Below are 25,611 nucleotides of genomic sequence, written 5' to 3'. Positions count from 1 at the left end.
ACCTATATCGGCTCAATCGACACGGCATTTAGACCAGAGAGAAAATGAGCAGCTACGAGCATTTCCGGCTCGCCGTCGCGCCCATGATGGACTGGACCGACCGCCACTGCCGCTTCTTCCACCGGCAGCTCAGCAGGCGCACGCTGCTCTACACGGAGATGGTGGTCGCCGATGCGGTGATCCACGGCCATCGCGAGCGGCTGATCGGCTTTGACCCGTCGGAGCACCCGGTTGCCCTGCAACTTGGAGGCAGCGAGCCGGAAAAGCTCGCCGAGGCCGCGCGGATAGGAGCCTCGTTCGGCTATGACGAGATCAACCTGAATGTCGGCTGCCCGTCGGACCGTGTGCAATCGGGCACTTTCGGGGCCTGTCTCATGAAAGTGCCCGAGCTCGTAGGCGACTGCGTCGCTGCCATGAAGCGGAAGGTCGACGTGCCGGTGACGGTGAAGTGCCGCATCGGGGTCGACGAGCAGGACCCCGAGGAGGCGCTCGACCGTCTTGCCGAATCCGTCTTCGCGGCAGGCGTCGACGCGCTCTGGGTGCATGCGCGCAAGGCCTGGCTGCAGGGATTGAGCCCGCGCGAGAATCGCGAGATTCCGCCGCTCGACTATGGTCGGGTCTACCGCCTTAAGCAGAAATATCCGGAAAAATTCATCGGCATCAATGGCGGCATCCAGACGATCGAGGAGGCTGAGCGTCACCTCACCTGGGTGGACGGCGCGATGCTCGGCCGCGCCGCCTATCACACTCCGGCGCTGCTCGGCATGGCCGATTCTCGCATCTTTGGCGCCGAGGAGCAACCGATCGATTATGCCGAGCTGGTCGAAAGGATGGCTGCCTATGCGGCCCGTCACATCGAGCAGGGCGGCCGCCTGTCCCACGTCACGCGTCATATGACGGGCCTGTTCCATGGGCTGCCTGGCGCCCGGCGCTACCGGCAAATCCTGTCCACCGACGCGACGCGCCCCGGCGCGGGACCGGACGTCCTGCGCCGCGCCTTTGCCGAGATCGGCCTCGCATCGCAGGATAAGGCGGCCTGAGCGGCAGCATGCGCACCCGCAGCGGCTAACTAATCCCGCAGGATCAGCCGGTCTCCGCGCATCTCGAACCCGGAAAGGCTGCTCAGGAACTGCATTCCGAGCAGGCTCCGGTCCAGCGACCCAGGTCCGGCGACAAGCACAGGGACCCGCTCGCGCTCGATCGGACCGATCTGCAGCCTATCGACGACTGTCGAAGCAGCGAGCGCCCGGCCATTTGCCGTCATCACCGGCGTCGCATAGACGAGTTCCTCGACGGCGAGTCCCGCACGCGCGGCATCTGCCGTGGTCAGCACGGTGCTTGTCGCGCCCGTATCCACAAGGGCCCGCACAGCGGTCCCGTTGACCAGCATCCGCACCTCGAAATGGCCATTGGAGGCCTTCTCGAACATGACGCTGGCGCGCTCTGCGCCGGACATGGTGATCGGGCTGCCGGGAATGAGTCCGGCCGTGAGGCGGCTTGCCATGTCTTGCAGCTCATAGCGGAATTGATAGCCGGTCATCAGCACGAGCAGGATGAGGAGCCAATAGGCAAGGTCACGCGCGACATCGCGGAACCGGGTGCGCGAGCCCAGAATGCCGACGATGAGCACCGCCGCCCAGAGGCTGAGATAGAGCATCGAGGCGAAGGAATCGCTCGCCAGTCCAAACAGCGTGCCGCTGTCCTGGCTTGCCATCAGAAGGCCGATGCCCGCGACCATGACGGCGATAAGCGTCCAAAAGAACCACATGGTTCAGGCCCGCTCCGCGCGTTCGCGCGCCAGCCTAGCGCGACGCGTCTCGCGCCTCGGCCGGCGCTCGACGGTCGCAAGGCGTGCCGGGAGGCTCTCCATCACCGCCCGTCGGTCGGCCGGCGTCATGGTGAGCCAGGCAGCGATCTCCCCGCGCGTGCGGCCGCAGCCGAAGCAGTAGCCGGTCTTGTCGTCGATCGAGCAGACGAGGATGCAGGGGGATTCGATGGCGCTCATGAACCTTTCCTCCGGCTTCAGATGGGCCCAATCCCGGGGGAACGCAAGCCCGGCGGATTGCCTTGTGCCGTGCCGCCCGTTATGCCCTGGACCCGCTTTGGGGAGACAATGATGACAGCCGGCCTGCCGTTCGACGACGTCCGGAATCTGATCCGCCAGTTGCCAGCCGTGGATGCAGGGGCGGGCAAACGAGTCCGCGAGGATTTGGCTGGTGCATCTCTCGGCCGCATCGCCGATCTGGCGGCCTGGCTCGCGGCTGCGACGGGGCGGGCTCCGGCGCGGGTGGCAAGGCCGGTCGTGGCCCTCTTTGCCGCCACGCACGCGGTCTCGCGCCGGCTCGGCGCCGCCGATTGGATCGCGGAGGCCCGCGCCGGTGTGGAGGACATCGCGGCCGGCGCGGCGCCGATCAGCCATCTCTGCGCCGCCAACAATCTCGGCCTCAACGTCTTCGACCTTGCTCTGGAACTGCCGGTTGAGGATTTCGCCAGGGCGCCGGCACTTGAGGAGCGCGCGGCGGCCGCAACCATGGCCTTCGGCATGGAGGCCGTAGCCACCGGCGCGGATCTCATCTGCCTTGGCACTGTCGACAACGCGGGCGACCCTTCCGCGATGACGCTCCTCAGCGGCCTGGCGGGCACCGACGGAAGAGAATGGGAGGGCTCGGACGCCGTGCTGCAGGTAGTGGACGACGCTCTCAAACTCCACGCCGGTCATCTCGGCGACCCGCTGGAGGCCCTGCGCAGGCTGGGCGGCCGCGAGATCGCCGCACTGGCCGGCGCTATCCTTGCAGCGCGCACGCAGAAAGTGGCCGTCATCCTCGACGGATTGCCCGCCACAGCGGCCGCAGCGACGCTCTATCGGCTTGCTCCCGGCACGCTCGACCACTGCCTGCTCGCGGCAACCGCGTCGACGCCGCATCGCAAAGCCGCCGCTCGGATCGGGCTGGAACCAATACTCGAATTGGGCGTAGCGGGTGGAGGCGCGATCGCAGGAGCACTCGCTGCCGGGCTGATCAGGACCGCGGGCGACATATCCGTCGGCATGGCCGAAGTCAGGAGGCGCCGATCGCGGAGCTAAGTCTCAGCCGGCCGCCTTTCGCCCTTGCCGCGCGGGAATGGGAGGGAGTTCCTCCAGCACGCGCGAGCGCGGAAACGCGACGATCGCTTCAGTGCCTTCGCGCAGCTTGGATTTCAGCTCCAACACCCCGCCATGCAGGCTGGCGAGCCCCTGGACAATGGGGAGGCCGAGGCCGGTACCCTGCTCGGCGCTCTTGATGGCGATCGAGCCCTGGCCGAAGGCGGCAAGGACAACGGGCATCTCGTCCTCGGGAATGCCGGGACCATTGTCCTTTACGGATATGTATTGACCGCCCCCGGCGGTCCAGCCGACACGCGCGCGGATCTCGCCTCCCGACGGCGTGAACTTCACCGCATTGGAGAGCAGATTGAGCGTGATCTGGCGTAAGGCACGCTCGTCGCCCTGAAGACGCGGGAGACTGGGCTCGAATTGCTGGATGAGGCGGATGTTCTTCGCCCTTATCTTAAGCTCCATCATTCGGCAGCATTCCTGCACCACGTCGGAGAGGTACAGAGGCTCCTCATTGAGCTGGTATCGGCCCGCCTCGATGCGGGAGAGGTCCAGGATCTCATTGATGAGCTCGAGCAGATGCTGGCCCGAATCGTGCACGTCCTTGGCGTAGTCGCGATAGGTCTGGTTCTGGATCGGCCCCAGCACCTCCTTCGCCATCACCTCGGAAAAACCGAGGATCGCGTTGAGCGGCGTGCGCAGCTCGTGGCTCATGGAGGCAAGGAAGCGCGACTTGGCAAGATTGGCTTCCTCGGCACGGCGTCGCGCCTCGTCGGACATGGCTTTTGCCGTCTCCAGCTCGGCAATGAGCGCGTCGTTCTCGGTGCGGAAGGCGAGGATGCTTACCGCCGCCTGGTTGCGGTGGTGGGCGACATAGGAGAAGAAGGGGAGCGAAAGCACGAGCAGCCCCGCCATGATCGGCTCGACGGCAAGGGGCAGCTGGACATAAGTGACGGCATAAGTGGCGACGGGAAGCGCGAAAGTGACGATGATAGCACCGCGCAGGGACGAGGCGACCAACGCGGTTGCGGCGATCATGACCAGGAGAATGATCGCGACGAACACCGGAACATGGCCGAAACCGCACTCCCGGCATTCGAGCAGCACCAGATAGGCCCAGCCTAGGCCGCTCAGGAAGTGCAGGACGAGAAATTGCACACGCTGGCCGCGTACATCCATCTCGTCGAGGGCCATCCCGTCGACGTGCCGCGAGAGCAGGTAGAGGCCCGCATAGCTTCCGCCGGTGAGAACTCCCCAGAACAGCATGTCCCGCGCAGGGCCGATGGCCAATCCTGCAACACCGATGGCAAGCACGAGTAGGAGAATAGCCGGCGCGCTGTTTATGATACCGCGCGCGTGGATCTTGAGCATCTCCCGGTCAAAGACTGGATTGCCGGAGTTCTGCAGAAGCCGGTCGCGCGTGCGCTGGACCGCCCGCGCCACGTCGCTCTGGCGGCGCGGCTTTCTGCGGTCCACAATGAACTTGTCGCTCATAAAGCTGTTGTTCAGCGCCATCAGCTGGTACGCGTTGCCGGCATTCAACCGCCAAATTATGCCGCAATGATTAAGAGACCCTTCAGAAAATGCGTGTAAGGCGCGGTAATTACTCGCGCGCCAGGAGAAGTCCGAGGGCTTGGCGCGGTGTCTCGGATGTCGGCCTTGCCCTCGCGATCCTTGCTCTTCTGGCACTCTCGGCCGCGCGGCTGGATCAGGTGGCGACGCGGCAAGTCGCGGGGACCGCCGCTGTCAACGACGGCGACAGTCTGACACTTCGCGGAGAGCGGATCCGACTGCGCGGCATCGATGCTCCCGAACACGATCAGGATTGCCGCGTGGATGACCGCGCCTATGACTGCGGCGCGCGGGCGCGGCGCGCATTGGTTGAGCTCGCGGGCGCCGGCTCCGTCACTTGCCGGGGCTGGGAACGCGACCGCTACGGGCGGCTGCTCGCGCACTGTGAAGCCGGCGGCAGAGATCTGGCCGAAGCGATGGTACGCGCCGGCTGGGCTGTTTCCTACGGAGACTATGCCGCCGCGGAGGCTGAAGCGCGGGAGGCGGGCAGGGGACTTTGGGCCGGGGATTTCGACCGGCCGCGCAACTGGCGCGAGGGGCGGCGCAATCTGCAGGAGCCGCCACATGACTGGCTGGGACGGATCGTCAACTTCCTGCGGCAGCTTGTTTATGGCACCGGCAGCGTGTGAGGCCTCAGGGCCTGGGGACAGCGGGAGCGAAGTGGGAGGCGCGTTGGAACAGTTGCTGCGCGACATCCGCGCCTGCCGGATATGCCGCGACCGGCCTTCGGGCACATCCTTCCCGCACGAGCCGCGGCCGGTGGTTGTCGCCTCGCGCAGGGCGCGCATCCTGATCGCGGGGCAGGCGCCGGGCATCCGCGTGCACGCCTCCGGTCTCCCATTCGATGACCGCTCCGGAGACCGGCTGCGCGACTGGCTCGCCGTCGACCGGGCGCTGTTCTACGATCCCGACAAGTTCGCCATCGTGCCGATGGGCTTCTGCTTTCCCGGTTATGACGAGAAAGGCAGCGATCTGCCGCCGCGCCGGGAATGCGCGCCGGCCTGGCGCGCGCGGCTGCTGGCGGAAATGCCGCAAATCGAGCTGATCCTGGCGATCGGTCAATGTGCCCAGGCGTGGCATCTTCGAGATCTGCGCCATGGGAGTATGACGGACACGGTGAGGAACTGGCGCGCCATCTTTGCAGCGGGCACCCCTCGCGTGCTGCCGTTGCCGCATCCCTCCTGGCGCAACAGTGGCTGGATCAAAAAGAACCCCTGGTTCGAGCAGGAGCTGCTGCCCGCATTGAGAGGTGAAGTGAGGCGGTTGATTTGAGGATCTGCTGCGCAAAGCGCTGAGGAAAATTTTGTTGTAAACCGCGAAACAATCCGCCATTTGTAGAAAAAATTTCTGCTGGAGATTCCTCATGGATCGTCTTGATCGTAAGATCCTGCGCCTGCTGCAGGAGAATGCTACTCTGGCTGTCGCTGACGTGGCTAAGAAAGTGGGGCTGTCGACTACGCCCTGCTGGCGGCGCATCCAGAAGCTGGAGGAGGAGGGCGTGATCCGCAAGCGCGTCGCCCTGCTCGACCCGGTGAAGATCAATGCGCGGGTCACCGTGTTCGTGTCGATCCGCACGAATGCCCACAGCCACGAATGGCTGCGCCGCTTCTCCGAGGTCATCAAGGAATTCCCCGAAGTGGTCGAGTTCTACCGCATGAGCGGCGACGTCGACTACCTCCTGCGCGTCGTGGTGCCGGACATCGCGGCCTATGATGCGTTTTACAAGAAGCTCATTTCGAAGATCGAGATCCGCGACGTCTCGTCGGCCTTCGCCATGGAGCAGATCAAATACACGACGGAGCTTCCGCTCGACTATCTCGTTCTCGACAAGGAGCCGGCCAGCAGCGCCGCTTGAGGCGCGGCTACCGTTCCAGCCTGGCGAGCAGCGAGGAGGTGTCCCACCGGCCGCCACCCATCTGCTGCACCTCCTTGTAGAACTGGTCGATCAGGGCCGTGATCGGCAGCTTGGCGCCATTGCGGTCAGCCTCGGTGAGGCAGATCTCGAGGTCCTTGCGCATCCAGTCGACGGCAAAGCCGAAATCATATTTGCCGGCGTTCATGGTCTTGTGGCGGTTCTCCATCTGCCAGGACCCTGCCGCCCCCTTTGAGATGACCTCTACCACCTGCTCTACGTCGAGCCCCGCCTTCTTGCCGAAATGGATGCCTTCGGCCAGGCCCTGCACCAGTCCAGCGATGCAGATCTGGTTCACCATCTTGGTGAGCTGGCCGGCGCCGGACGGGCCCATCAGCCCAACCATGCGGGCATAGGCGTCGATCACCGGCCGGGCCTTTTCGAAGGTGGCGCGATCGCCGCCGCACATGACGGTGAGCACTCCATTTTCAGCCCCTGCCTGGCCGCCGGAGACGGGTGCGTCGATAAAGCCAAAGCCGCGCTTTTCGGCCTCTTCTGCGAGTTCACGCGCGACCTCGGCCGACGCCGTGGTGTTGTCGATGAAAATAGAGCCGGGCTTCATGGACCCGAATGCGCCTTCCGGCCCGACCGTGACCGAGCGCAGGTCGCCGTCATTGCCCACGCAGGCGAAGACAAACTCCTTGTCGCTGGCGGCCTCGGACGGAGTAAGCGCGAGGGCGCCCCCATGTTCGGAAACCCATTTCTCCGCCTTGGCCGTCGTCCGGTTGTAGACGGTCACCTCGTGCCCGCCCCGGTTTTTCAGATGCGCGGCCATGGGATAGCCCATCACCCCCAGCCCGATAAAAGCAACCTTGGCCATCCCTCATGCCTCCTTGTGAATGTCAGCGGCGCAGATGCCGCGTCAGCCGCCGCTCTATCCGTTCCGTTGCGATGCGCAACAGCTCGACCATGCTGAGATAGATGAGCGCCGCCCAGATATAGGTCTGGAAGTCGAATGTTCGGGAATAGGCGCGGCGCGTTTCGCCCATCAGATCGTAGACCGTGATGATGGCGACGATAGCGGAGCCCTTGATCAGAAGGATGATCTCGTTGCCGTAAGGGCGGAGTGCCACGAGCATGGCCTGCGGCAGGATGATCTTGCGCAGGGTGAGGAGCCGCGGAAGGCCGAGCGCGGCCGCCGCCTCCCATTGGCCCCGCCCGACGTTTTGCACCGCGCCGCGCAGGATCTCGGCCTGATAGGCCGCCGTGTTGAGCGCGAAGGCAAGCAGCGCGCAGTACCACGCCTCGCGGAAGAATACCCACAGGCCGATGGCTTCGAGCTGTGGCCGGAACGAGCCGAGACCGTAATAGACAAGGAAAGTCTGCGCGAGCAGCGGGGTGCCGCGGAAGAAATAGACATAAGCATAGGACAGCGCCGAGGCGAGGTAGCTCGAGGAGCTTCTCCCGACGGCAATAGGGACCGAAAGAACCGCCCCCGCGATGGTCGAGATCAGGACAAGCTGGATCGTGACCCACAGGCCCGAGATATAGTTGGGCGCATAGCGCCAGAAGAGCTCGGGATTCCAGGAGGCGACGAGGAAGACTACAATGCCGAGGCCCACCAAGGTCCAGAGGCCGAGCAGCAAAAGGCCGAGAATGCGTGCGGGGGTCCATCGCGACGCGATATGGGGCGGAGGAAGGTCTTCCACGTTCTCCATACTGCGCGCGGGCGTCATCGCACAGCCCCGCCGAGAGAGACGCGACGCTCGATCGCTGAAAGCACGATGGAGAAGAGGACCGCCAGAGCGAGGTATATGAGGCAGGCAAGGCCGAAGAACAGAAAGGCCTGCTTGGTCACCCGTGCGGCCACCTGGGTCTGGCGCAATATATCGGCGATCCCGATCACGGAGACGAGGGAGGTTTCCTTCAGGAGGATGAGCCAGAGATTGGACAAGCCTGGCAGGGCGAAACGGATGAGCTGCGGCAGGATGACGAGCCGCATGGTGCGCCGGCGGGACAAGCCGATCGCATATGCGCCCTCGTATTGGCCGCGCGGAATGGCCCGAAAAGCAGAGACGAAAACCTCGCTCGCATAGGCGGAGAAAACCGCGCCGAGCGCCACCATACCGGCCACGAAGGCGTTGATCTCGATCGTACCGGCCGAGCCGGTGATCCGCATCAGATGCTGGATTGCGATCTGCGCGCCGTAAAAGACGAGAAACAGCGTTAGAAGCTCCGGCAAGCCACGGAAGATGGTCGTGTAGATATTGGCGGCCAGCCGCAAGGCGCGGTCGCCGGAGATTTTTCCGAGTGCTACCGCGAACCCGACCGCCAGGCCGAAGGGAAGGGTGGCAAGCGCAAGGGAGACCGTGATAATGACCCCGCCGGCGATCTCATCGCTCCAGCCTTCCGGGCCGAAGCTGAGGAGGGTCAGAATGCCGTCCATCTCCGCTCGCTTCCCCTGCGTCGCTCGACATGCCCAGCCATGTCGGCGGTGTTGAACTGGCGCGCAGCCACAATGTCAAGCGGCGGGATTTCTCCCGCCGCTCGGATAACATCAGTAATCGTGGCGCCTAGCTGCCATAGGCATCGAAAGTGAAGTACTTGTCGTTGATTTCCTTGTATTTGCCGTTGGCGCGGATCGCCTCGATGGCAGCATTGAACTTTTCACGAAGCTCGTCTTCGCCTTTGCGGATCGCAAGCCCCACGCCTTGACCGTGAATCTCCTCCACCGGCTTGACGGTGCCGGCCACCTTGCAGCATTCGCCGTCAGGCGTATCCAGCCATTGCTGCAGGACGACGATGTCGTCCATCACCGCGTCGAGACGGCCATTGGAGATGTCGAGCTTGTATTCCTCGGCAGTCGGATAAAGCCGCACATCGCTGTCCGTATAGGTGGCCTCAGCGTAGTTGGCGTGGGTGGTCGAACCCTGGACGCCAATCGTCTTGCCGGCAAGGTCCTCCTTGGTCACGCCAGCAATGTCGGAGTCGTTGGGCACGACGACGGCCGGCGGCGTATTGTAATATTTATTGGTGAAGTCGACCTGCTCCAGGCGCTCCGGCGTGATGGACATGGAAGCAGCGATAGCGTCGAACTTGCCCGCCTGGAGCGCGGGAATCATGCCGTCCCAATCCTGGGTCACGAACTCGCACTCGGCATTCATCTCCTCGCAGAGCGCGCGGGCGATGTCGACATCGAAGCCCTCGAGCTTGCCGTCGGCCGTTAGGAAATTGAAGGGCGGGTAGGCGCCCTCGGTGCCGATCTTGATCTGCATCTTGTCCTGGGCCAGTGAGCTGCCGGCCAGGAAGGTCAGCGCCGCCGCGGAAAGACCAAGTGCAATACGCCGTGTGATACCCATGGATGTTCCTCTCTGTCGCATTTGCCCCGCATCGGGTGAGCCCGCGGGACTTGCGGCGATATTCCCACTCTTCACGACGGAAATGCAACCATAAAGCTTTGCAATCGCCTGCATTTCACCGTGGCTGAATGCCAAGGTAGCCGGTGACGAAATCGGCGATCGCCTCCACATCGTCCAGCATGAAGCGAGGCAGATCGTCACTCACCGCGTGGTCGCTGGCGATGGCGACGATGCCTGGCAGCCCGAGCGGCGTCCGGTCGCGCGCGGCCAGTCGCCGGCACTCGATCTTTGGATGCTGCTCCTTCTTGAAACCTTCGACCACGACGAGGTCGGAAGGGGACAGTTTGGTGAGGATGTCGGCGAGGTTCGGCTCGCTTTCGTCGTGCAACTCATGCATGATCGCCCAGCGGCGCCCCGAGATTATGGCCGTTTCCGCGGCGCCGGCCGCCCGATGGCGGAAGGAATCCGTCCCAGGCTGATCAATATCGAAATCGTGATGCGCGTGCTTGACGGTGGCGACGCGCAGCCCGCGGGCGACGAAGACTGCCACGAGCCGTTCCGTGAGCGTGGTCTTGCCCGAATTCTTCCAGCCGGTGATGCCGATGACCGCCGTCATCCTTCGATCTCCGATGCAATCCGCTCCGCCGCTATGAGATCGTCCCTCGTGTTGATGTTGAAAAAGGGATCGACGCCTCCGGCGACAGCAAAATCGACGACCGCCGGCCGGTGCCGAGCGCCCGCATAGGCGCGCATGGAGGCCGCGCCTGCTTGGCGCAGGAACTCGTCAAGGTCTTCCGCCAGAGACACCGGCCAAAGCGCAAAGGTCGGATGCGTTCGTCCGCCGGAGCTGCTCTGGACGATCCGGTCCGGTTGGTCGGCAGCGTCGCGCAGCCTCTTCACGAGGTCTTCCGGGAAGAAGGGCGTATCGCAGGCGACGGTGAGAGCACAAGGGCAAGCATGGCTTCTCGCCCAAAGAAGCCCGGCCAGAACACCGCCCAGAGGCCCAAGATCAGGCTGCGGATCGGCTACCACGGCCAGACCGAACTCCGTAAATCGCGCTGGATCGCCATTGGCGTTGATCGCCAGGACATCGACCTGACGGCCCAGTCGATCGGCCACATGGGTCAATATCGGTCGTCCGGCAAGCAGATGAAGGGCCTTGTCGCCGCCGCCCATCCGCGAGGACTTTCCGCCGGCCAGGATAATTCCCGCAACCTTCCTATCCACAACCGTTCCTCAAAGATCGCCCTTCCTGTGAGCAACCTGCATAACCCAGAAGCTGGTGGCAATGCTGCACACGGACGAGAGCAGCATGACGGCCAGAAGCGGGTAGGGGCCGGACTCGATCGTGAGCAGCGCGCCGGCGAGAGCGGCCAACGCCGCCCCTCCGCCGATCTGCAGGGCGCCACCAAGGCCGGAGGCCGAGCCTGCTAGGTGCGGACGCACGCTCACGGTACCGGCATTTGCGTTGGGCAGCGCAATTCCGTTGCCCACGCCGACGAAGAAGGTGGGCCCAAAAAGCGAGAGGGCGTGGTAGTAGCCGGCAGCGAAGAGAAGGATGGACAGGACCGTGCCGACGCATGCGACGACACTGCCCAAGAGCATCATCCGGTTGATGCCAAGGGCACGCGAATAGCGCCCGGAAACGAAATTGCCCAGCACGTAGCCCAAGGAAATCAGGGCGAAATAGAGCCCGTAAGCCGACGGCGATAGCCCGAGAAGCTCCGTCGCGACGAAGGGGCCGCCGCCCAGAAAGGCGAAGAATGCACCGGAGGTGAAGGCGGCTGTCGCGGAATAGCCCCAGAAGCGGCGCGAGCGGAACAGTTCCGGATAGGTCTTTATCTGACTGCTGACACTGGTGGACGGATTTGAGTTCGTCTCACCAAGATCGAGATAGACGAGGGCGAATGCGACGATGCCGAAGGCCAGCATGAGGTGGAAGGTGGATTGCCAGCCATAGAGCTCCTCCAAGAGCCCGCCGATCACCGGACCGATCATCGGCGCGATCGCAATTCCCATGGTGATATAGCCGAGGCGGCTCGCCGCCTCGTCCGGGCCGACCGTGTCGCGCACGATCGCGCGGGAAAGCACCATCCCGGCAGCGGAGAAGGCCTGAAACAGGCGCAGGAAGAGCAGGATCTCGATCGTCGGCGCAAATGTGGCGGCGATCGTGCTCACGATGAAAACGGCCAGGCAGAAGAGCATCACCGGCCGCCGGCCGAACCTGTCCGAAGCAGGTCCGATGCCGAGCTGAAGCACCGCCGTCGCCGCCAGATAGAGGGACACGGCGAGCTGCACCACCCTGTAATCGGCGTGGAAATAGACGGCCATCCCGGGAAGGGAGGGCAGGAAAAGATTGGTCGGCAGGGCCGATGTGGCGGCCGCGATCACCAGGGTGATGACGTGAGGCGGCGTCGTGCGGTCAAAAGGGCGGGCGGTCAATATGCCCTCCGCGGGATCAGGCTTTCGGGCAAGCGCATCTTTTCCTCAAAGACCGTCGGGAGCCATATTGGGCTCGGTGCTTTCAATGATCGGCTGCTGCCTTCCGGCAACCCGCTCGCGATAGAGTGCATAGAGGCCGGAGACCACGATCAATGCGGAGCCGAGCAGCATCGGACCGTCAGGTACATCGCCGAAAAGCAGGTAGCCCAGTGCTATGGCCCACAAAAGTGCCGTATAGCGGAACGGCGCCATGAATGAGATGTCGCCCTCGCGCAGGGCTTTGATGATGAACTGGTATCCAAATACGAGCGCAAGCGCGGAGCCAAAGAGGGCAGCGGTGTTGGGCAATGTCAGCGGAGACCAGCCGCCGAAAGGGCCGATCAGGACCACGCCGCACAACATGACGGCAAGGGAGGTGGCGGCTGAAATCCAGGCGGTGGGCACCTCGCGGGGAATACTGTGGGTGGACAGGTCGCGAACCGCGCAGAACCCGACGGTTACGAGGGCTGAAAGGGACCACGCGTTGAATCCTTCGAAACCGGGCCTGACGACGATCATCACACCTACGAAGCCGCCGAGGATCGCCAGCCAGCGCCGCCAGCCGACCGGTTCGCTGAAGATGAAGGCTGCGCCAAGCGTGACCGCGAGCGGCAGAGCCTGTAGCACCGCGCTCACATCGGCGAGCGGCAGGCGCATCAGCGCAAGGACGAAGGTGATTGTCGCCGCTACCTCACACACCAGCCGGATCAGCACGCTGGGATGCAGCAATGCGCCGAACCGCAGCGGGCCGCGCTGGCGCGCCACAAGGAGAAAAAGCAGCGCGGTGGCGAACACCCCACGCACAAGCACGGCCTGGCCCAAATTCATCGTGGGCAGAACGAATTTCAGCAATGCATCATTGAAGGTGAAGCCGGCCATGGCTATCGACATGAACAGCGCACCTCTGAGATTTACAGAAAGGGCCACATCGGCTCCGAAGCTGTTTTCGTAAGCCTCACTTATGGCCGAAGTGCATTCAAGGCAATCGGTCCAACACCACGAAAAATCTTGTCAGCCGCCGGTCACGCTCATATGGCGGGAGACGGCGGGGCGGCGCGTCCGGCGGTCGATGACGAAGTCGTGGCCCTTCGGCTTGCGGGTGATCGCCTCGTCGATGGAGCGGGAAAGAAGTTCGTTGCCTTCTGAAGCACGCAGCGGCGCGCGCAGATCGGCCGCATCCTCCTGACCAAGGCACATATATAGCGTGCCGGTGCAGGTGACGCGCACGCGGTTGCAGCTCTCGCAGAAATTATGCGTGAGTGGCGTGATGAAGCCGAGCCGCCCGCCCGTTTCGGCCACATCCACGTAGCGAGCCGGGCCGCCGGTCTTGTACGGGATGTCGGCCAGCGTGAACTGCTCTTCCAGAGCCGCACGAAGTTCCGAGAGTGGAAGATATTGGTCCGTGCGGTCCACATCAACCTCGCCGAGCGGCATGGTCTCGATCACCGTCATGTCCATGCCGCGTCCATGGGCCCAGCGGATCATTCCCGGAAGTTCCGCCTCGTTGAAGCCGCGCAACGCTACCGCATTGATCTTGACCTTGAGGCCCGCCGCCTGCGCGGCGTCGATGCCGCGCAACACACGGTCGAGCACGCCCCACCGCGTGATGGCGCGAAACTTCTCCGCGTCTAGCGTGTCGAGAGAAACATTGATGCGCCTAACCCCGCAGTTGGACAGTTCCGCGGCAAAGCGCTCGAGTTGCGAACCGTTCGTCGTGAGGGTCAGCTCATCCAGCGCGCCCGTTTCCAGATGGCGCGAGAGCTGGCCGATGAGATGCATGATGTTCTTGCGCACCAGCGGCTCGCCGCCGGTGAGCCTGAGACGCCGCACTCCCTTCTCAATGAAGACGGTGCAGAGCCGCTCCAGCTCTTCCAGGCTCAGCAGATCCTTCTTGGGCAGGAAGGCCATGTCCTCGGCCATGCAGTAGACGCAGCGAAAATCGCAGCGGTCCGTCACCGACACGCGCAGATATGTAATGGCGCGGCCGAAGGGGTCGATCATGCTGCTCTGGTCGTTCATGGATATTCCTGTCTTCCCGCTGCAGGGCAGGGCTCACCAGCGAATGTTAGGCCTGCGGCCCTGATATTCAAGCTTTAGCTAGCACTTCCCGCTCATTGGCGGCAATGTTCCAGCCATTCTTCCCATTGTCGGCCGGCTAACATAAGCAGGCGAAGGAGGACAGTCGATGCGGCCACCCAAGGAATTGCGCGTCTCGAAGGACCGGAAGCTTCTCACGATCAGCTTTCCGGACGAGGAGCCGATGCCGATCACCGCCGAGATGCTGCGCGTGCTGTCGCCCTCGGCCGAAGTGCAGGGCCATTCGCCCGATCAGCGCGTCACCGTGGGCGGAAAGAAAAATGTGGAGATCTCCCGCATCGAGCCGGTCGGCAATTATGCCGTGCGGATCGTGTTCAATGACGGTCATGAAACCGGCCTATACAGCTGGACCTATCTGGCGAAACTCGGCCATGAGCGCGAAAAGCTCTGGCAGAACTATCTCGCCGAGCTCGAACAGAAAGGATTGAGCCGTGAGCGTTGAGGAACTTTCCCGCACGGGGTTCATCGAAAGCGTCGGGGACTTGGAAGCGCTGTACGGCCAGCCCGGGCAGACCTCGCTGATCAAGGAGATCGACCGCATCATTCCGGCCTATGCAGCTTTCATAGAAGCATCGCCCTTCGTGGCGCTCGCGACCGCCGGCCCGGAGGGACTCGACTGCTCGCCGCGCGGCGACCAGCGCGGCTTCGTACGGATAAAGAACGAGCGGACGCTGCTGATGCCGGACCGGCACGGCAACAACCGGATCGACTCGCTGAAGAACATCGTGCGCGACGGTCGTGTCGGGCTCCTCTTCCTCGTTCCGGGCTCCGGCACCACGCTGCGCGTAAATGGGCGGGCGCGGATTTCGGCGGACGCGGAGCTCCGAGCTTCCTTCGCCGTGGACGGAAAGGCGCCGCGCTCGGTGATCGTGATCGCGATCGACAGCATCTATTTCCAGTGTGCGCGCGCGATCCACCGTTCGCGGCTTTGGGAGGAGGATGCGAAGGTGGATCCGAAGAACCTCCCCACGCCTGGTGACATCCTGCACGAGCTGAGCCGCGGCGGCATCGACAGTAGAAGCTATGACGAGGAGTGGCCGGAGCGCGCGGCAAAGACCATGTGGTAGCGGGAGGGCGCTTCACCCCCTTCCCCAGTTCTCGACGGTCCGGCGCCTCTGTTCCTTTCCGGTCCCGCGGCGGCGGAGGCGATCGTAGCCTTCGCCTCCGGCGGCACTGTGCCCATTCTGCACCAGGAACCGGCTCGTCCGGCGAGTTGACTTCCCGCCTTTACTTTTTGCTTACGAAGGCACCCCATCGTCGCTTCTCGATCCTTTACTGAATCGGTACAATTGCACCGATCGGACCTTCTGCGAGGGGCGGAGGGCCGGGTAGGCATGGGAAGAGGGAAGAGGCCATGGCCGGTGGACGATTTGCGAGAGGGGCCAGCCTCTCGATCCTAGCGGCGGCGCTATTTGCCACGGCGAGCCCCGCCAGCGCCGAGCGCTACCTCTTTGACATGCTGTTCGGGAACAGGGTACCGCGCGAGCGTGTCGCGCCGCGGGTCGAGCGGGTTGCCCCTCCCGTGAGGAAGGCGCCGGCGAGGACCGCGACTCGGCGGGCTGCGCCACGGGTGTCGGCGCCGGCCGTCTATGATTATCGCCCGGAGCCGCTCGCCGCAGTCAATCTGGCTGCTATCTCCGCTGCACTTTCAAGCGAAGGCGGGCTCGCAGCCTCTCCCTTCGCCAAGGCTCTCGCCAGCCTGTCGGACTTCGAACTTCTTGCCGAAAAGAAGATCGCCGCGGCTGTAGTGGAGCATTATTCGAAACATCCCGCGTTTGTCTGGGTCGACGGAAACGGTCCGAACGGGCGGGCAAGGCAAGTCATGGCCGTGCTCGGAAATGCAGGAGATTTCGGGCTTTCCGAAGCGGACTATGTTGTAACGGCGCCACCCACCCGCGGCGCCTCCACAACCAATGTCCAGGAGCGCGGTCAGGCGCTCATCCGTTTCGAGCTCGCCCTTACTGCCCGCGCCCTGCGTTACGCGCGGGACGCCCGGCTGGGTCGCGTCGACCCCAACAAGCTCTCCGGCTATCATGATTTCCCGGCAAAGCCCTTCGACGAGGCGACGGTCCTTGAGGTGCTCTCCCGGACGGACAAGCCGGCAGACTATCTGGAGTCCCTTCATCCGCAGAACGAGCTCTATGCAGCCTTGCGCCAGGAGTTGAAGGCTCTTCGCGCGGAGTCCGAGCAGGAGATTGTCGTTGACCCTGGCATCTTCGTGCGGCCCGGCGGAAGCCATCCCGATTTCGCAAAACTCCTGCGCATCATCGACCGCGACGCCGACGAGCAATTCCGGGCCGAGCACGGCGCGGTGCTGATGGCGCATCTGGGCAGCGACACCTATGTCCCGGATCTGGTGCCGGTCATCAAGGCTGCGCAGGAGCGGCACGAGTTGAAGCCGGACGGCGTCATAGGCGCGCGCACGGTGGGCGCGCTCGCCGGCCAGTCCAAGGCCGCACGCATTGAAAAAGTGCTGCTCGCCATGGAACGCCTGCGGTGGCATCCCTCGCATCTGGGCAGCACGCGCGTGATGATCAACGCCGCCTCCTTCACCGCCAGCTTCATCGAGGAGGGCAGGGAGCGGCTTTCGATGCGCGCCGTGGTGGGCAAGCCCTCCACCCAGACCACCTTCTTCTATGACGAGATCGAGTATGTGGAGTTCAACCCCTATTGGGGTGTGCCGCAATCGATCATTGTCAACGAGATGCTGCCGCGGCTGCGGCGCGATCCGGGATATCTCGACCGGGCAGGCTACGAGGTGATCAATTCGAGCGGCCGGCGCATCTCGTCCTCGTCCGTCAATTGGTGGTCCTATGGTTCGAGGGTTCATGTCGGCGTGCGGCAGCCGCCGGGCGCCCGAAACGCGCTTGGTGAACTGAAGATAATGTTCCCCAACAAGCACGACATCTACATGCATGACACGCCGGAAAAGTCGCTGTTTGGCCGCGACACCCGGGCATTCAGCCATGGCTGCGTGCGCCTGCAGGATCCGCGCGCAATGGCCGCCGCGGTGCTCGGCACAACGGTGGAGGAGATCGCCACGACCGTGGAAAAGCGCCGCAATATGCGCCGCGACCTCCCGAAGAAGATCCCTGTCTATGTCGGCTATTTCACCGCCTGGCCGGAACCGTCGGGTGGCATCTCCTACCATCCCGACATCTACGATCGCGACGCCAGTCTGGAAAAGGCATTGGCAAAAGTCGAAGAACTGCGCACGCAGGGTAGCTGACGCTCTCAGTTGCGCCAAAAGGTGGGCGTGAGCAGCACCAGGACTGCGAGGATCTCGAGTCGACCGAGCAGCATACTCGCGGAGAGGATCCACAGCGCATAGTCCCCGACGGTGGAGAAATTGCCTGCTGGGCCGATGATCGGCCCGAGGCCCGGCCCGACATTGGTAAGCGCGGTGAGCGAAGCGGTCAGCGCCGTCACCAGGTCCATGCCACCGGCCGCCAGCGCGATGCTGCCCGCCACCCAGACAAGGAAGAACGCCGCGAGGAAGAGCACGACCGAGCGCTGCATCTCCTCGTCGATGACCCGGTTGCCATAACGAAGCGGCTGCACTGAGCGACCGTAGATGAGGGTGCGCAGCCCATTCTGCAGCATGCGCCCTAACACGAAGAAACGGTACGCCTTGATCGCGCCCGAAGTGGAGCCGGAACAGCCGCCGAGAAAAGTGGCGAAAAAGACCACAGTGACGGCGAATGGTCCCCAAAGCGTGTAGTCCTCGCTGGCGAAGCCGGTTGTGGTGATGATGGAAACCAGGTTGAAGGCGGAGCTCGTCAGCGCCTCGCCGAAGGGAATATCGGCGGTCACACGTCGATGTATCGCCACGGCGAGGACGATAGCGGCCGTGTAGGCGAGGAACAGCCGGATCTGCGGGTCGCGCAGCGCGTCCAGCCTTCCGCGCAGAACAAAGAGGATGAGGATGGAAAAGGGCAGGGCACCAAGGATCATAAAGACAGTGCCGATCCAGAGAATGGCGGAATTTTCGAAGAAGCCGAAAGACGCATCATGTGTCGAAAAACCGCCGGTGGCGAGCGTCGCCATCGAGTGATTGATGGCATCGAAGGCGCTCATCCCGGCCACGGCATAGGCCGTCGCGCAGAGCAGCGTCAGTACGGCATAGATCGCGGCCAGGGCGCGCAGGAAGCTCGCAAGGCGCTCGAAAGGGCGATCCTCGATGTCCGACGATTCGATGCGGAAATAGGAAAAGCCGCCGACATTGAGGAGCGGAAGGAAGAAGAGGCCGAGCACGACCACGCCAAGACCCCCGATCCAATTGAGGAGCGAGCGCCAGAGCAGGATGCCCGGCGGCATGTTGTCGAGCCCGACAAGCACGGTGGATCCAGTCGTTGTGATGGCAGAGACGGATTCAAACACAGCGCCGGCAAAGCTGACTTCGAAGGAGGCCATATACAGGGGCAGGGCGCCCACGAAGCCGAGCGTGGCCCAGAGCACCACCACGACAAAAAAGGCAAGCCGCGTCGAGCGTACCGGCGACCGGCCGCCGGTTGCTGCCGCGACCGTCAGCGCGATGGCGCCCGTCGTCATGGCGCAGACGAGGAATACCTGCCAGTCGCTGTGGCCGTAATAGAGATCCACAGCCGCTGGAATGAGCATCGCTCCCGCGATGTAGAGCGAGAAAATAGAGGCCACGAATGCGGCCGACCGAAACATGGAACTATGCACGTTGCTGCTTTCCGACCGGAGCTGGAGCTGGGAAAAAAGGGTCGACGTGCTATCCGCACTCGCGCGGCGGTCGGGCGGGCGGGGCCTCGATTTTATGCGCGGCGGTTTCGAAGCGGTTCGGCATTCTAGACCGCATCCTGATCACAGCAGCTCCGGCTGCATCCGGCGCCCGCAATAATACTTTCCGCGGCCTCGTGCCAGTGGAGAACTGCTCATAGAGGGTAGAGAACTGCCGGGAGCAGCTTGCAACGGGTAGCAGCAGCCTCCGTGGTCCTTGATTGACCGCAGGGCTGTTTTTTGCCATCACGCGGCAACGCCTGAGCGGCGCGCCCTGGGACTGAGGGCATACGACCGCCGGTCGAAATCTCCTGCGCGCCGAGCGCGCACAATCGGGAATGTCGCTGATGAACGCCGATTTTTCCGCGCAGCGCGCGATGATGATCGAAGGGCAATTACGCACGCAGGATGTCAACCATGTGCCGCTTCTGGAGGCGATGCGCGACATCCCCCGCGAAGCCTTTGTCCCGGGGCAGCGGAAGCGACTAGCCTATATCGACGAGGATCTCGAAGTGTCCGCCCCCGCCGCCGGCGGGCCGGCGCGGTACCTCATGGAGCCGGCCCGTTTTGGCCGCCTGGTGCAGCTCGCGCGGGTGAAATCGTCGGATCTCGTACTCGATGTGGGCTGCGCCACCGGCTATTCCACTGCGATCTTGTCGAAGATGGCGAGCTTCGTGGTGGCGCTGGAATGCGATGCAGCGCTCGCGGAACTAGCCTCCTCTGCCCTTGCCGAGCTTGACTGCGTCAACACCACCGTGGTCACAGGCCCCCTCGAGGCCGGGCATCCCGACGAAGCGCCCTATGACGTCATTTTTCTCGGGGGCGCTGTGGACTATGTCCCCGATTCGCTGCTCGGCCAGCTGTCGGAAGGCGGGCGGCTTGTGACCGTCATCGGCCAGGGCTATGCGGCACGGGCGCATCTCTTCGTGAAGGAGGACGGGGTCGTCTCCTCGCGCGCGGAATTCAATGCGGCAGTCAAGCCGCTGCCGGGCTTCAGGCTCGAGGTCGGCTTCATCTTTTGATATTCGACGATCGGTTGTTGCCGAAGCGCAACGGATTTCATCAGTTAGATGGTGTAACTTCGAGCGGGTTGATTGGGGTGCGGTCATAGCCCGGCTTGCCGGGGTGGCATTCTCGACCGCTGTGGTACAGATAAATTTTGCAGGGCGTCGCAACGTCCGCGCGCAAAAGGGTGAGGTGGTCGTGACATCCTTCCGAAGCCGTGTTCTGGCTGCCTTGGCCATAGCTTCCGTGATTTTTTCACCGGTTCCCGCAAGTGCGGAGACGATCCTGGGCGCCTTGGCAAAGGCCTACCGGAACAATTCCAGCCTGAACTCCACGCGTGCCGGCGTGAGGGTGACGGATGAGAACGTGGCGATAGCGAAGTCAGGTATGCGGCCGCGCATCTCCGGCTTGGCCTCGGCAGAGCTTCAGCGCAGGGAAGATTTGGAGATCCGTACCGGCCAATTCGGCATCACGCTGGAGCAGCCAATCTTTGACGGGTTCCAGACGCGCAACAATGTTCGCGCCTCGGAGGCGCAGGTCCGCGGGGCCCGGGAAGAGCTGCGCAACGAAGAGCTCAATCTGCTGTTCGATGCCGCAAGCGCCTATATGGACGTGATTCGCGATCGCCAGATCGCCGCCCTTCGGGCGGAGAACCTGCAGTTCCTCGAAGAGCAGGTGCGCGCCGCTCGTTCGCGCCTCGAGGTGGGCGAGGGCACGCGCACGGATGTTGCGCAAGCAGAGGCCAGCCGGCAGCTGGCCCTGGCTCAGCTCGCCGGCGCACGCGCCCAGGCGGCCGCCAGCGCCGCGACCTACCGTCAGCTCATCGGCGACGATCCCGGCACGTTGCAGGCTCCCTCGCCGCTCAATGGCGTACTACCCGGAAGCCTGGAGCAAGCTATCGCCATCGCCCTTGCGGAGCATCCGGCCATCGCCGCCACAAAGCACTATGTCGATGCCGCCGCCTTCTCCGTGAAAGCGGCGGAAGGGACGCTCCTGCCGAATCTTTCCGCCAGCGCCGGCGTGTCGACGAGCCGTACCGATTCCACTCCCTCGCTGCCTAGCGATGGCACTCAGAACAGCGCCTCGATCGGCCTCAATCTCAGAATTCCGATCTACCAGGGCGGCGAAGCCTCCGCGCGCGTCCGCCAGTCGAAGGAATCGCTGGGCCAGGCCCGCATCAATGTGGACGTAAGCCGCGATCAGGTCCGCCAGGCGGTCACCTCCGCCTGGACTCTGTACCATGCCGCACGCGAAACGGTTGCCGCCAACCGCGAATTCGTGAACGCGGCCCAACTCGCCCTTCGGGGGGTGGTCGAGGAGCGCGAGGTGGGCCAGCGGACGACCCTGGACGTGCTGGATGCGCAGGCCGACGTCATCAACGCACGCATCGATCTGGTGAATGCCCAGCGCGATGTGGTCGTATCCAGCTTTGCGATCGCATCGGCGACGGGGCGTCTCTCGCCCGCTCGCCTCGGCCTGAATGTCGCCACCTATGACCCCACGGAGCATTACGAGGCGGTCAAGGACAAATGGTTCGGGCTGCGCACGCCGGACGGACGGTAGGGCCGGCAATCCTGTGCGCAAGGCTCGGGAATTCTCCGGTAGGGATTCTCACTGGCTCTCGCCTCCGCTAGGCTAGTCCCATGATTCGACAGGTTGTCCGGGCACTTGGGCAGTCTGGCGGGGGCAGGCATTCGAGAGTGGCGGCAGGATGGCACAAGCAAGCAGCGTACAGCGGGAACCCTCCATGGAGGAGATTCTTGCATCGATCCGGCGCATCATCGAAGACAGCGAGACCGGCCGCAAGGACGAGCCCGGCGCAAGGACCGAGCTAGACCGTTCCAGGGAGGTCGAGAGTTTCCGCGCCGAGCTGCGGCCGACAATGCCGCATGCCCTGTCCGCAAGGACGGAAGCAGATCGAGCGTCGCCTCAACGGCAACGCGATCCTGAGCCGTCCTTAGAACGGCAGCCTTCACCAGCCGATCCGGACGATACTCTTCATGAAGACATTGAAGAGGAAGGCGCAGAGGACGATCTGACCATTCCGATTGCTGCCAATGCGCCGGCCGCGCCTGGCGACCGAGAAGAAACCGCTCCCCCGCAGCCTCCATCCAGCCTGGCGATAACGCAGCCGGACAAGCCGGGGCCGACGATCCTCTCCGAGGTGCCGGGCCGCAAGGTCGCGGCGGCGTTCGAGGAGCTCAACGAAGCGCTCCTGGCCTACCGGCGCAAAACCGTCGACCAGATGGCGGAGGAGATGTTGCGTCCAATGCTGCGGGAATGGCTGGACAACAACTTGCCGCAGTTGGTCGAACGCCTCGTGCGCGAGGAAATCGAGCGAATCGCGCGCGGCGTCTGATCCTCATCCGGCGCTCTCCGCCGGCGCCTATCCTCCTTATTCGCCGCCGAACGGTCGCTTCAGGCGGCGATGGTTGACTCGCCCATACCCTTCGGCTTTACACGCAAGCCATCACCGAGCCGGCAGTGCGGGTCACCCCATGTTAGAGAAAACCTACGACGCCGCGAGCGTCGAGCCGAAGATCATGCAGCGATGGGAGGAGGCGGATGCATTCCGCGCCGGCGCTGGTGCGGCGCCCGGCGCTGAACCCTTCACCATCGTGATCCCGCCGCCCAACGTGACCGGCTCGCTCCATATGGGTCATGCGCTCAACAACACGCTCCAGGACATAATGGTGCGATTTGAGCGCATGCGCGGCAAGAATGTCCTTTGGCAGCCGGGCATGGACCATGCGGGTATCGCCACGCAGATGGTGGTGGAGCGGCAGCTCATGGAGCGGCAGATCCATCGGCGCGAGCTCGGCCGCGAGAAGTTCATCGAAAAGGTATGGGAGTGGAAGGACGAGTCCGGTAGCACGATCATCAATCAGCTGAAGCGCCTTGGCGCTTCCTGCGACTGGTCGCGCGAGCGCTTCACGATGGACGAGGGCCTCTCGAGGGCCGTGATCGAGGTCTTCGTGGCGCTTTACAGGGAGGGCCTGATCTATAAGGACAAGCGGCTCGTCAACTGGGACCCCAAACTCCTGACGGCGATTTCGGATGTGGAGGTCGAGCAGCACGAGGTCAACGGAAATCTCTGGCACTTCCGCTACCCGATCGAGGGCAGGCGCTTCGATCCGGAGGATTCCTCGACCTTCGTCGCTGTCGCGACGACGCGGCCTGAAACCATGCTGGGCGACACGGGCGTGGCGGTGCACCCGGACGACGAACGTTACCGCAGCCTTGTCGGCAAAAATGTGATCCTGCCCATCGTCGGCCGGAAAATTCCCGTCGTCGGCGACGAATATTCCGATCCGGAGAAGGGCACGGGCGCGGTGAAGATAACGCCGGCGCACGACTTCAACGACTTCGAGGTCGGCAAGCGGCACGGGCTGCGCGCCATCAACGTGATGACGGTCGGGGCAGCGATGAGCATCCTCGACAACGAGGATTTCCTGGAGGGGCTGGAGCCGTCCGAGGCCGACCGCGAGGCGTGGCGGCAGTTGGATGGGCAGGACCGTTTCGAGGCGCGCAGGCGGATCGTCGCGCTGATGGAGGCGGGCGGCTATCTCGCCAAGGTCGAGCCGCATCGCCATGCCGTCCCCCATGGCGACAGGGGCGGCGTGCCGATCGAACCGTTCCTCACCGATCAATGGTATGTCGACGCCAAGACCCTCGCCCGGCCGGCGATCGAAAGCGTGCGTCAGGGGCGCACCGTCTTCGTGCCGAAAAACTGGGAAAAAACCTATTTCGACTGGATGGAAAACATCCAGCCCTGGTGCATCTCGCGCCAGCTCTGGTGGGGGCACCAGATCCCGGCCTGGTATGGACCGGACGGGCAGGTGTTCGTTGAGAAAGACGAGGAGACGGCGCTCGAGGCCGCCATCCAGCACTATCTTTCCCACGAGGGACCGTGGAAGGCCTGGGTCGAGGAGAAGCTGGAAAATTTCGCGCCGGGCGAGATCCTCACCCGCGACGAGGACGTGCTCGACACCTGGTTTTCCTCAGCGCTCTGGCCCTTCTCCACACTTGGCTGGCCGGAAAAGACGAGGGAGCTTGCCACCTACTACCCGACCTCGGTGCTCGTCACCGGCTTCGACATCATCTTCTACTGGGTGGCCCGCATGATGATGATGGGCCTCCATTTCACCGGCAGGGAACCGTTCCATACCGTGTACGTCCACGCGCTCGTGCGCGACAAGCACGGCGCCAAGATGTCGAAGTCCAAGGGCAACGTCATCGATCCGCTGGAGCTGATCGAGGAATACGGCGCCGACGCGCTGCGCTTCACGCTTGCCATCATGGCGGCCCAGGGCCGCGACGTGAAGCTCGACCCGGCCCGCGTCGCCGGCTACCGCAACTTCGGCACGAAGCTTTGGAACGCTACCCGTTTTGCACAGATGAACGGGGTCACGCGCGATCCCCGCTTCCGGCCCGAAGAGGCCAAGCTTACCCTCAATCGCTGGGTCCTGACGGAGCTCACCCGCGCCGCACGCGAGATAACGGACGGAATCACCTCCTACCGCTTCAATGAGGCGGCGGGCGCCGCTTACCGATTCGTCTGGAGCCTTTTTTGCGATTGGTATCTGGAACTCCTGAAGCCGGTCTTTGCCGGCGATGACGAGGAGGCGAAGAGGGAGGCGCGCGCTTGCGCAGCCTACGTGCTCGACGAGATCTATAAGCTTCTGCATCCAATGATGCCGTTCATGACGGAAGAGCTTTGGGAGCTCACGGCCGGGGAGGGCGGCCGCGATGGGCTTCTGGCGCTAACGCGCTGGCCCGAGCTTGGCTTTTCGGACGAGGCCGCCGCTGCGGACATCAACTGGCTGATCGATCTTGTCTCCGGCATCCGCTCCGTCCGCGCCGAGATGAATGTGCCGGCCTCGGCCACCGCGCCCCTGGTGGCGGTGGGCGCCGACGCGGCCACACGCGAGCGGATCGGGCGCCACGAGCCGGCCATCAGAAGGCTTGCGCGCGTGGGCGAGGTGGGCTTGGCCAATGAGCCGCCGAAAGGGTCGGCGCAGATGGTGCTGGGCGAGGCGACGTTCTGCTTGCCGCTTGGCGAGTTGATTGATCTGAAGGCGGAGATCGCGCGGCTCGAAAAGGAGGTCTCGCGCATGAACGCGGAAATCGAGCGGCTGGAGAAAAAGCTCGGCAATGAGAAATTTGTTGCCAACGCTCCCGAGGAGATCGTTGCCGCCGAACGTGAAAAGCTCGCCGAATTCGCAGACGCAAGGGCGCGGCTCAGCGCCGGTCTGGCGCGGGTGCGGGAAGCCAGCTGAGGCCAGCCTCTTCGGCGGTGTTGTTCCACCGCCGATAGGCTGGATGCCTGTCGACAGGCGAGCCCCGCTCTTTTCAGCCGAACTGTCACATTCCCGCAACATTGATCTTTCCAGCTGAAAATCGGGCGA

Annotated in this window: 25 protein-coding genes; 12 read left to right on the top strand and 13 right to left on the bottom strand. The window is 63.7% G+C overall.

Translation table 11 applies throughout. The features are described 5' to 3' along the window. Positions 1–44: 44 nt before the first annotated feature. Positions 45–1,040 (top strand): tRNA dihydrouridine(20/20a) synthase DusA, encoded by a 996-nt coding sequence (gene dusA, locus RIN79_RS09300; RefSeq protein ID WP_309084370.1) that lies wholly within the window; start codon positions 45–47, stop codon positions 1,038–1,040. Positions 1,041–1,069: 29 nt separating this feature from the next. On the opposite strand, the gene RIN79_RS09295 is transcribed toward dusA, so the two are convergent. Together RIN79_RS09295 and RIN79_RS09290 are read right to left on the bottom strand one after the other, a co-directional pair. Next, the gene (locus RIN79_RS09295) at positions 1,070–1,768 is read right to left on the bottom strand and encodes a TIGR02281 family clan AA aspartic protease (RefSeq protein ID WP_309084369.1); all 699 of its coding nucleotides are present in this window, start codon (positions 1,766–1,768) and stop codon (positions 1,070–1,072) included. A gap of 3 nt (positions 1,769–1,771) precedes the next feature. Beyond that, on the bottom strand, positions 1,772–2,005 hold the full coding sequence (locus RIN79_RS09290) for a DUF1289 domain-containing protein (protein WP_309084368.1): 234 nt from the start codon (positions 2,003–2,005) through the stop codon (positions 1,772–1,774). A gap of 108 nt (positions 2,006–2,113) precedes the next feature. Here RIN79_RS09290 and RIN79_RS09285 point away from each other — a divergent pair, with 108 nt between their 5' ends. Then, the gene (locus RIN79_RS09285) at positions 2,114–3,082 is read left to right on the top strand and encodes a nicotinate-nucleotide--dimethylbenzimidazole phosphoribosyltransferase (protein ID WP_309084367.1); all 969 of its coding nucleotides are present in this window, start codon (positions 2,114–2,116) and stop codon (positions 3,080–3,082) included. A 3-nt stretch (positions 3,083–3,085) separates the two neighbouring features. Here RIN79_RS09285 and RIN79_RS09280 read toward each other — a convergent pair whose 3' ends face one another. Next, complete coding sequence (locus RIN79_RS09280) at positions 3,086–4,606, bottom strand: HAMP domain-containing sensor histidine kinase (RefSeq protein WP_309084366.1); 1,521 nt, start codon at positions 4,604–4,606, stop codon at positions 3,086–3,088. A 68-nt stretch (positions 4,607–4,674) separates the two neighbouring features. Between RIN79_RS09280 and RIN79_RS09275 the strand changes: the two genes are divergently transcribed. The 3 genes from RIN79_RS09275 to RIN79_RS09265 all read left to right on the top strand — a co-directional run bounded on the left by RIN79_RS09275 (position 4,675) and on the right by RIN79_RS09265 (position 6,518). Next, positions 4,675–5,292, top strand: coding sequence for a thermonuclease family protein (locus tag RIN79_RS09275; protein WP_309084365.1), 618 nt, complete (start codon positions 4,675–4,677; stop codon positions 5,290–5,292). Continuing rightward, the gene (locus RIN79_RS09270; RefSeq protein ID WP_309084364.1) at positions 5,228–5,935 is read left to right on the top strand and encodes a uracil-DNA glycosylase family protein; all 708 of its coding nucleotides are present in this window, start codon (positions 5,228–5,230) and stop codon (positions 5,933–5,935) included. Before RIN79_RS09275 ends, RIN79_RS09270 begins: the two co-directional genes overlap by 65 nt. A 91-nt stretch (positions 5,936–6,026) precedes the next feature. Beyond that, complete coding sequence (locus tag RIN79_RS09265) at positions 6,027–6,518, top strand: Lrp/AsnC family transcriptional regulator (protein ID WP_309084363.1); 492 nt, start codon at positions 6,027–6,029, stop codon at positions 6,516–6,518. Between the two features lie 7 nt (positions 6,519–6,525). Here RIN79_RS09265 and RIN79_RS09260 read toward each other — a convergent pair whose 3' ends face one another. The 9 genes from RIN79_RS09260 to moaA form a co-directional block, all read right to left on the bottom strand. After that, complete coding sequence (locus tag RIN79_RS09260) at positions 6,526–7,395, bottom strand: NAD(P)-dependent oxidoreductase (protein WP_309084362.1); 870 nt, start codon at positions 7,393–7,395, stop codon at positions 6,526–6,528. 22 nt (positions 7,396–7,417) lie between these two features. Next, a complete protein-coding gene (locus RIN79_RS09255; protein ID WP_375165902.1) occupies positions 7,418–8,251 on the bottom strand; it encodes an ABC transporter permease in 834 nt (277 codons plus the stop codon). After that, positions 8,248–8,961, bottom strand: a complete 714-nt coding sequence (locus tag RIN79_RS09250) for an ABC transporter permease (protein WP_309084361.1) — start codon at positions 8,959–8,961, stop codon at positions 8,248–8,250. The genes RIN79_RS09255 and RIN79_RS09250 overlap by 4 nt, the downstream gene beginning before the upstream one ends. A 127-nt stretch (positions 8,962–9,088) precedes the next feature. Further along, positions 9,089–9,874: an ABC transporter substrate-binding protein gene (locus RIN79_RS09245; RefSeq protein WP_309084360.1), complete on the bottom strand. Its 786-nt coding sequence runs from the start codon at positions 9,872–9,874 to the stop codon at positions 9,089–9,091. Between the two features lie 115 nt (positions 9,875–9,989). Continuing rightward, positions 9,990–10,490: a molybdopterin-guanine dinucleotide biosynthesis protein B gene (mobB, locus tag RIN79_RS09240; protein ID WP_309084359.1), complete on the bottom strand. Its 501-nt coding sequence runs from the start codon at positions 10,488–10,490 to the stop codon at positions 9,990–9,992. Next, complete coding sequence (mobA, locus tag RIN79_RS09235; protein ID WP_309084358.1) at positions 10,487–11,101, bottom strand: molybdenum cofactor guanylyltransferase MobA; 615 nt, start codon at positions 11,099–11,101, stop codon at positions 10,487–10,489. Before mobA ends, mobB begins: the two co-directional genes overlap by 4 nt. A gap of 9 nt (positions 11,102–11,110) precedes the next feature. Next, a complete protein-coding gene (locus RIN79_RS09230; RefSeq protein WP_309084452.1) occupies positions 11,111–12,319 on the bottom strand; it encodes a multidrug effflux MFS transporter in 1,209 nt (402 codons plus the stop codon). 42 nt (positions 12,320–12,361) lie between these two features. Further along, positions 12,362–13,282 carry a DMT family transporter gene (locus RIN79_RS09225; protein ID WP_309084357.1) on the bottom strand — a complete coding sequence of 307 codons (921 nt, stop codon included), beginning with the start codon at positions 13,280–13,282 and terminating at the stop codon, positions 12,362–12,364. An 84-nt stretch (positions 13,283–13,366) separates the two neighbouring features. Further along, the gene (moaA, locus tag RIN79_RS09220) at positions 13,367–14,374 is read right to left on the bottom strand and encodes a GTP 3',8-cyclase MoaA (protein WP_309084356.1); all 1,008 of its coding nucleotides are present in this window, start codon (positions 14,372–14,374) and stop codon (positions 13,367–13,369) included. A gap of 166 nt (positions 14,375–14,540) precedes the next feature. Between moaA and RIN79_RS09215 the strand changes: the two genes are divergently transcribed. The 3 genes from RIN79_RS09215 (at position 14,541) to RIN79_RS09205 (ending at position 17,681) form a co-directional block, all read left to right on the top strand. Continuing rightward, complete coding sequence (locus RIN79_RS09215) at positions 14,541–14,894, top strand: DUF971 domain-containing protein (RefSeq protein WP_309084355.1); 354 nt, start codon at positions 14,541–14,543, stop codon at positions 14,892–14,894. Next, the gene (locus RIN79_RS09210; RefSeq protein WP_309084354.1) at positions 14,884–15,519 is read left to right on the top strand and encodes a pyridoxamine 5'-phosphate oxidase family protein; all 636 of its coding nucleotides are present in this window, start codon (positions 14,884–14,886) and stop codon (positions 15,517–15,519) included. Before RIN79_RS09215 ends, RIN79_RS09210 begins: the two co-directional genes overlap by 11 nt. A gap of 287 nt (positions 15,520–15,806) precedes the next feature. Then, positions 15,807–17,681 (top strand): L,D-transpeptidase family protein, encoded by a 1,875-nt coding sequence (locus RIN79_RS09205; protein ID WP_309084353.1) that lies wholly within the window; start codon positions 15,807–15,809, stop codon positions 17,679–17,681. A 5-nt stretch (positions 17,682–17,686) separates the two neighbouring features. On the opposite strand, the gene RIN79_RS09200 is transcribed toward RIN79_RS09205, so the two are convergent. Beyond that, on the bottom strand, positions 17,687–19,129 hold the full coding sequence (locus RIN79_RS09200) for a TrkH family potassium uptake protein (protein WP_309084352.1): 1,443 nt from the start codon (positions 19,127–19,129) through the stop codon (positions 17,687–17,689). A 416-nt stretch (positions 19,130–19,545) separates the two neighbouring features. On the opposite strand from RIN79_RS09200, the gene RIN79_RS09195 reads away from it, so the two are divergent. The 4 genes from RIN79_RS09195 (at position 19,546) to RIN79_RS09180 (ending at position 25,482) form a co-directional block, all read left to right on the top strand. Next, on the top strand, positions 19,546–20,220 hold the full coding sequence (locus RIN79_RS09195) for a protein-L-isoaspartate O-methyltransferase (protein WP_309084351.1): 675 nt from the start codon (positions 19,546–19,548) through the stop codon (positions 20,218–20,220). A gap of 181 nt (positions 20,221–20,401) precedes the next feature. After that, the gene (locus tag RIN79_RS09190; protein ID WP_309084350.1) at positions 20,402–21,766 is read left to right on the top strand and encodes a TolC family outer membrane protein; all 1,365 of its coding nucleotides are present in this window, start codon (positions 20,402–20,404) and stop codon (positions 21,764–21,766) included. A 184-nt stretch (positions 21,767–21,950) separates the two neighbouring features. After that, positions 21,951–22,562: a DUF2497 domain-containing protein gene (locus RIN79_RS09185; protein WP_309084349.1), complete on the top strand. Its 612-nt coding sequence runs from the start codon at positions 21,951–21,953 to the stop codon at positions 22,560–22,562. 139 nt (positions 22,563–22,701) lie between these two features. Beyond that, complete coding sequence (locus RIN79_RS09180) at positions 22,702–25,482, top strand: valine--tRNA ligase (protein WP_309084348.1); 2,781 nt, start codon at positions 22,702–22,704, stop codon at positions 25,480–25,482. Positions 25,483–25,611: the final 129 nt, after the last annotated feature.

The sequence above is a fragment of the Chelativorans sp. genome (genome assembly GCF_031180965.1).
In the GTDB taxonomy this organism is placed as follows: Bacteria; Pseudomonadota; Alphaproteobacteria; order Rhizobiales; family Rhizobiaceae; genus Chelativorans.
This window is presented reverse-complemented; position numbering and strand designations above follow the sequence as displayed.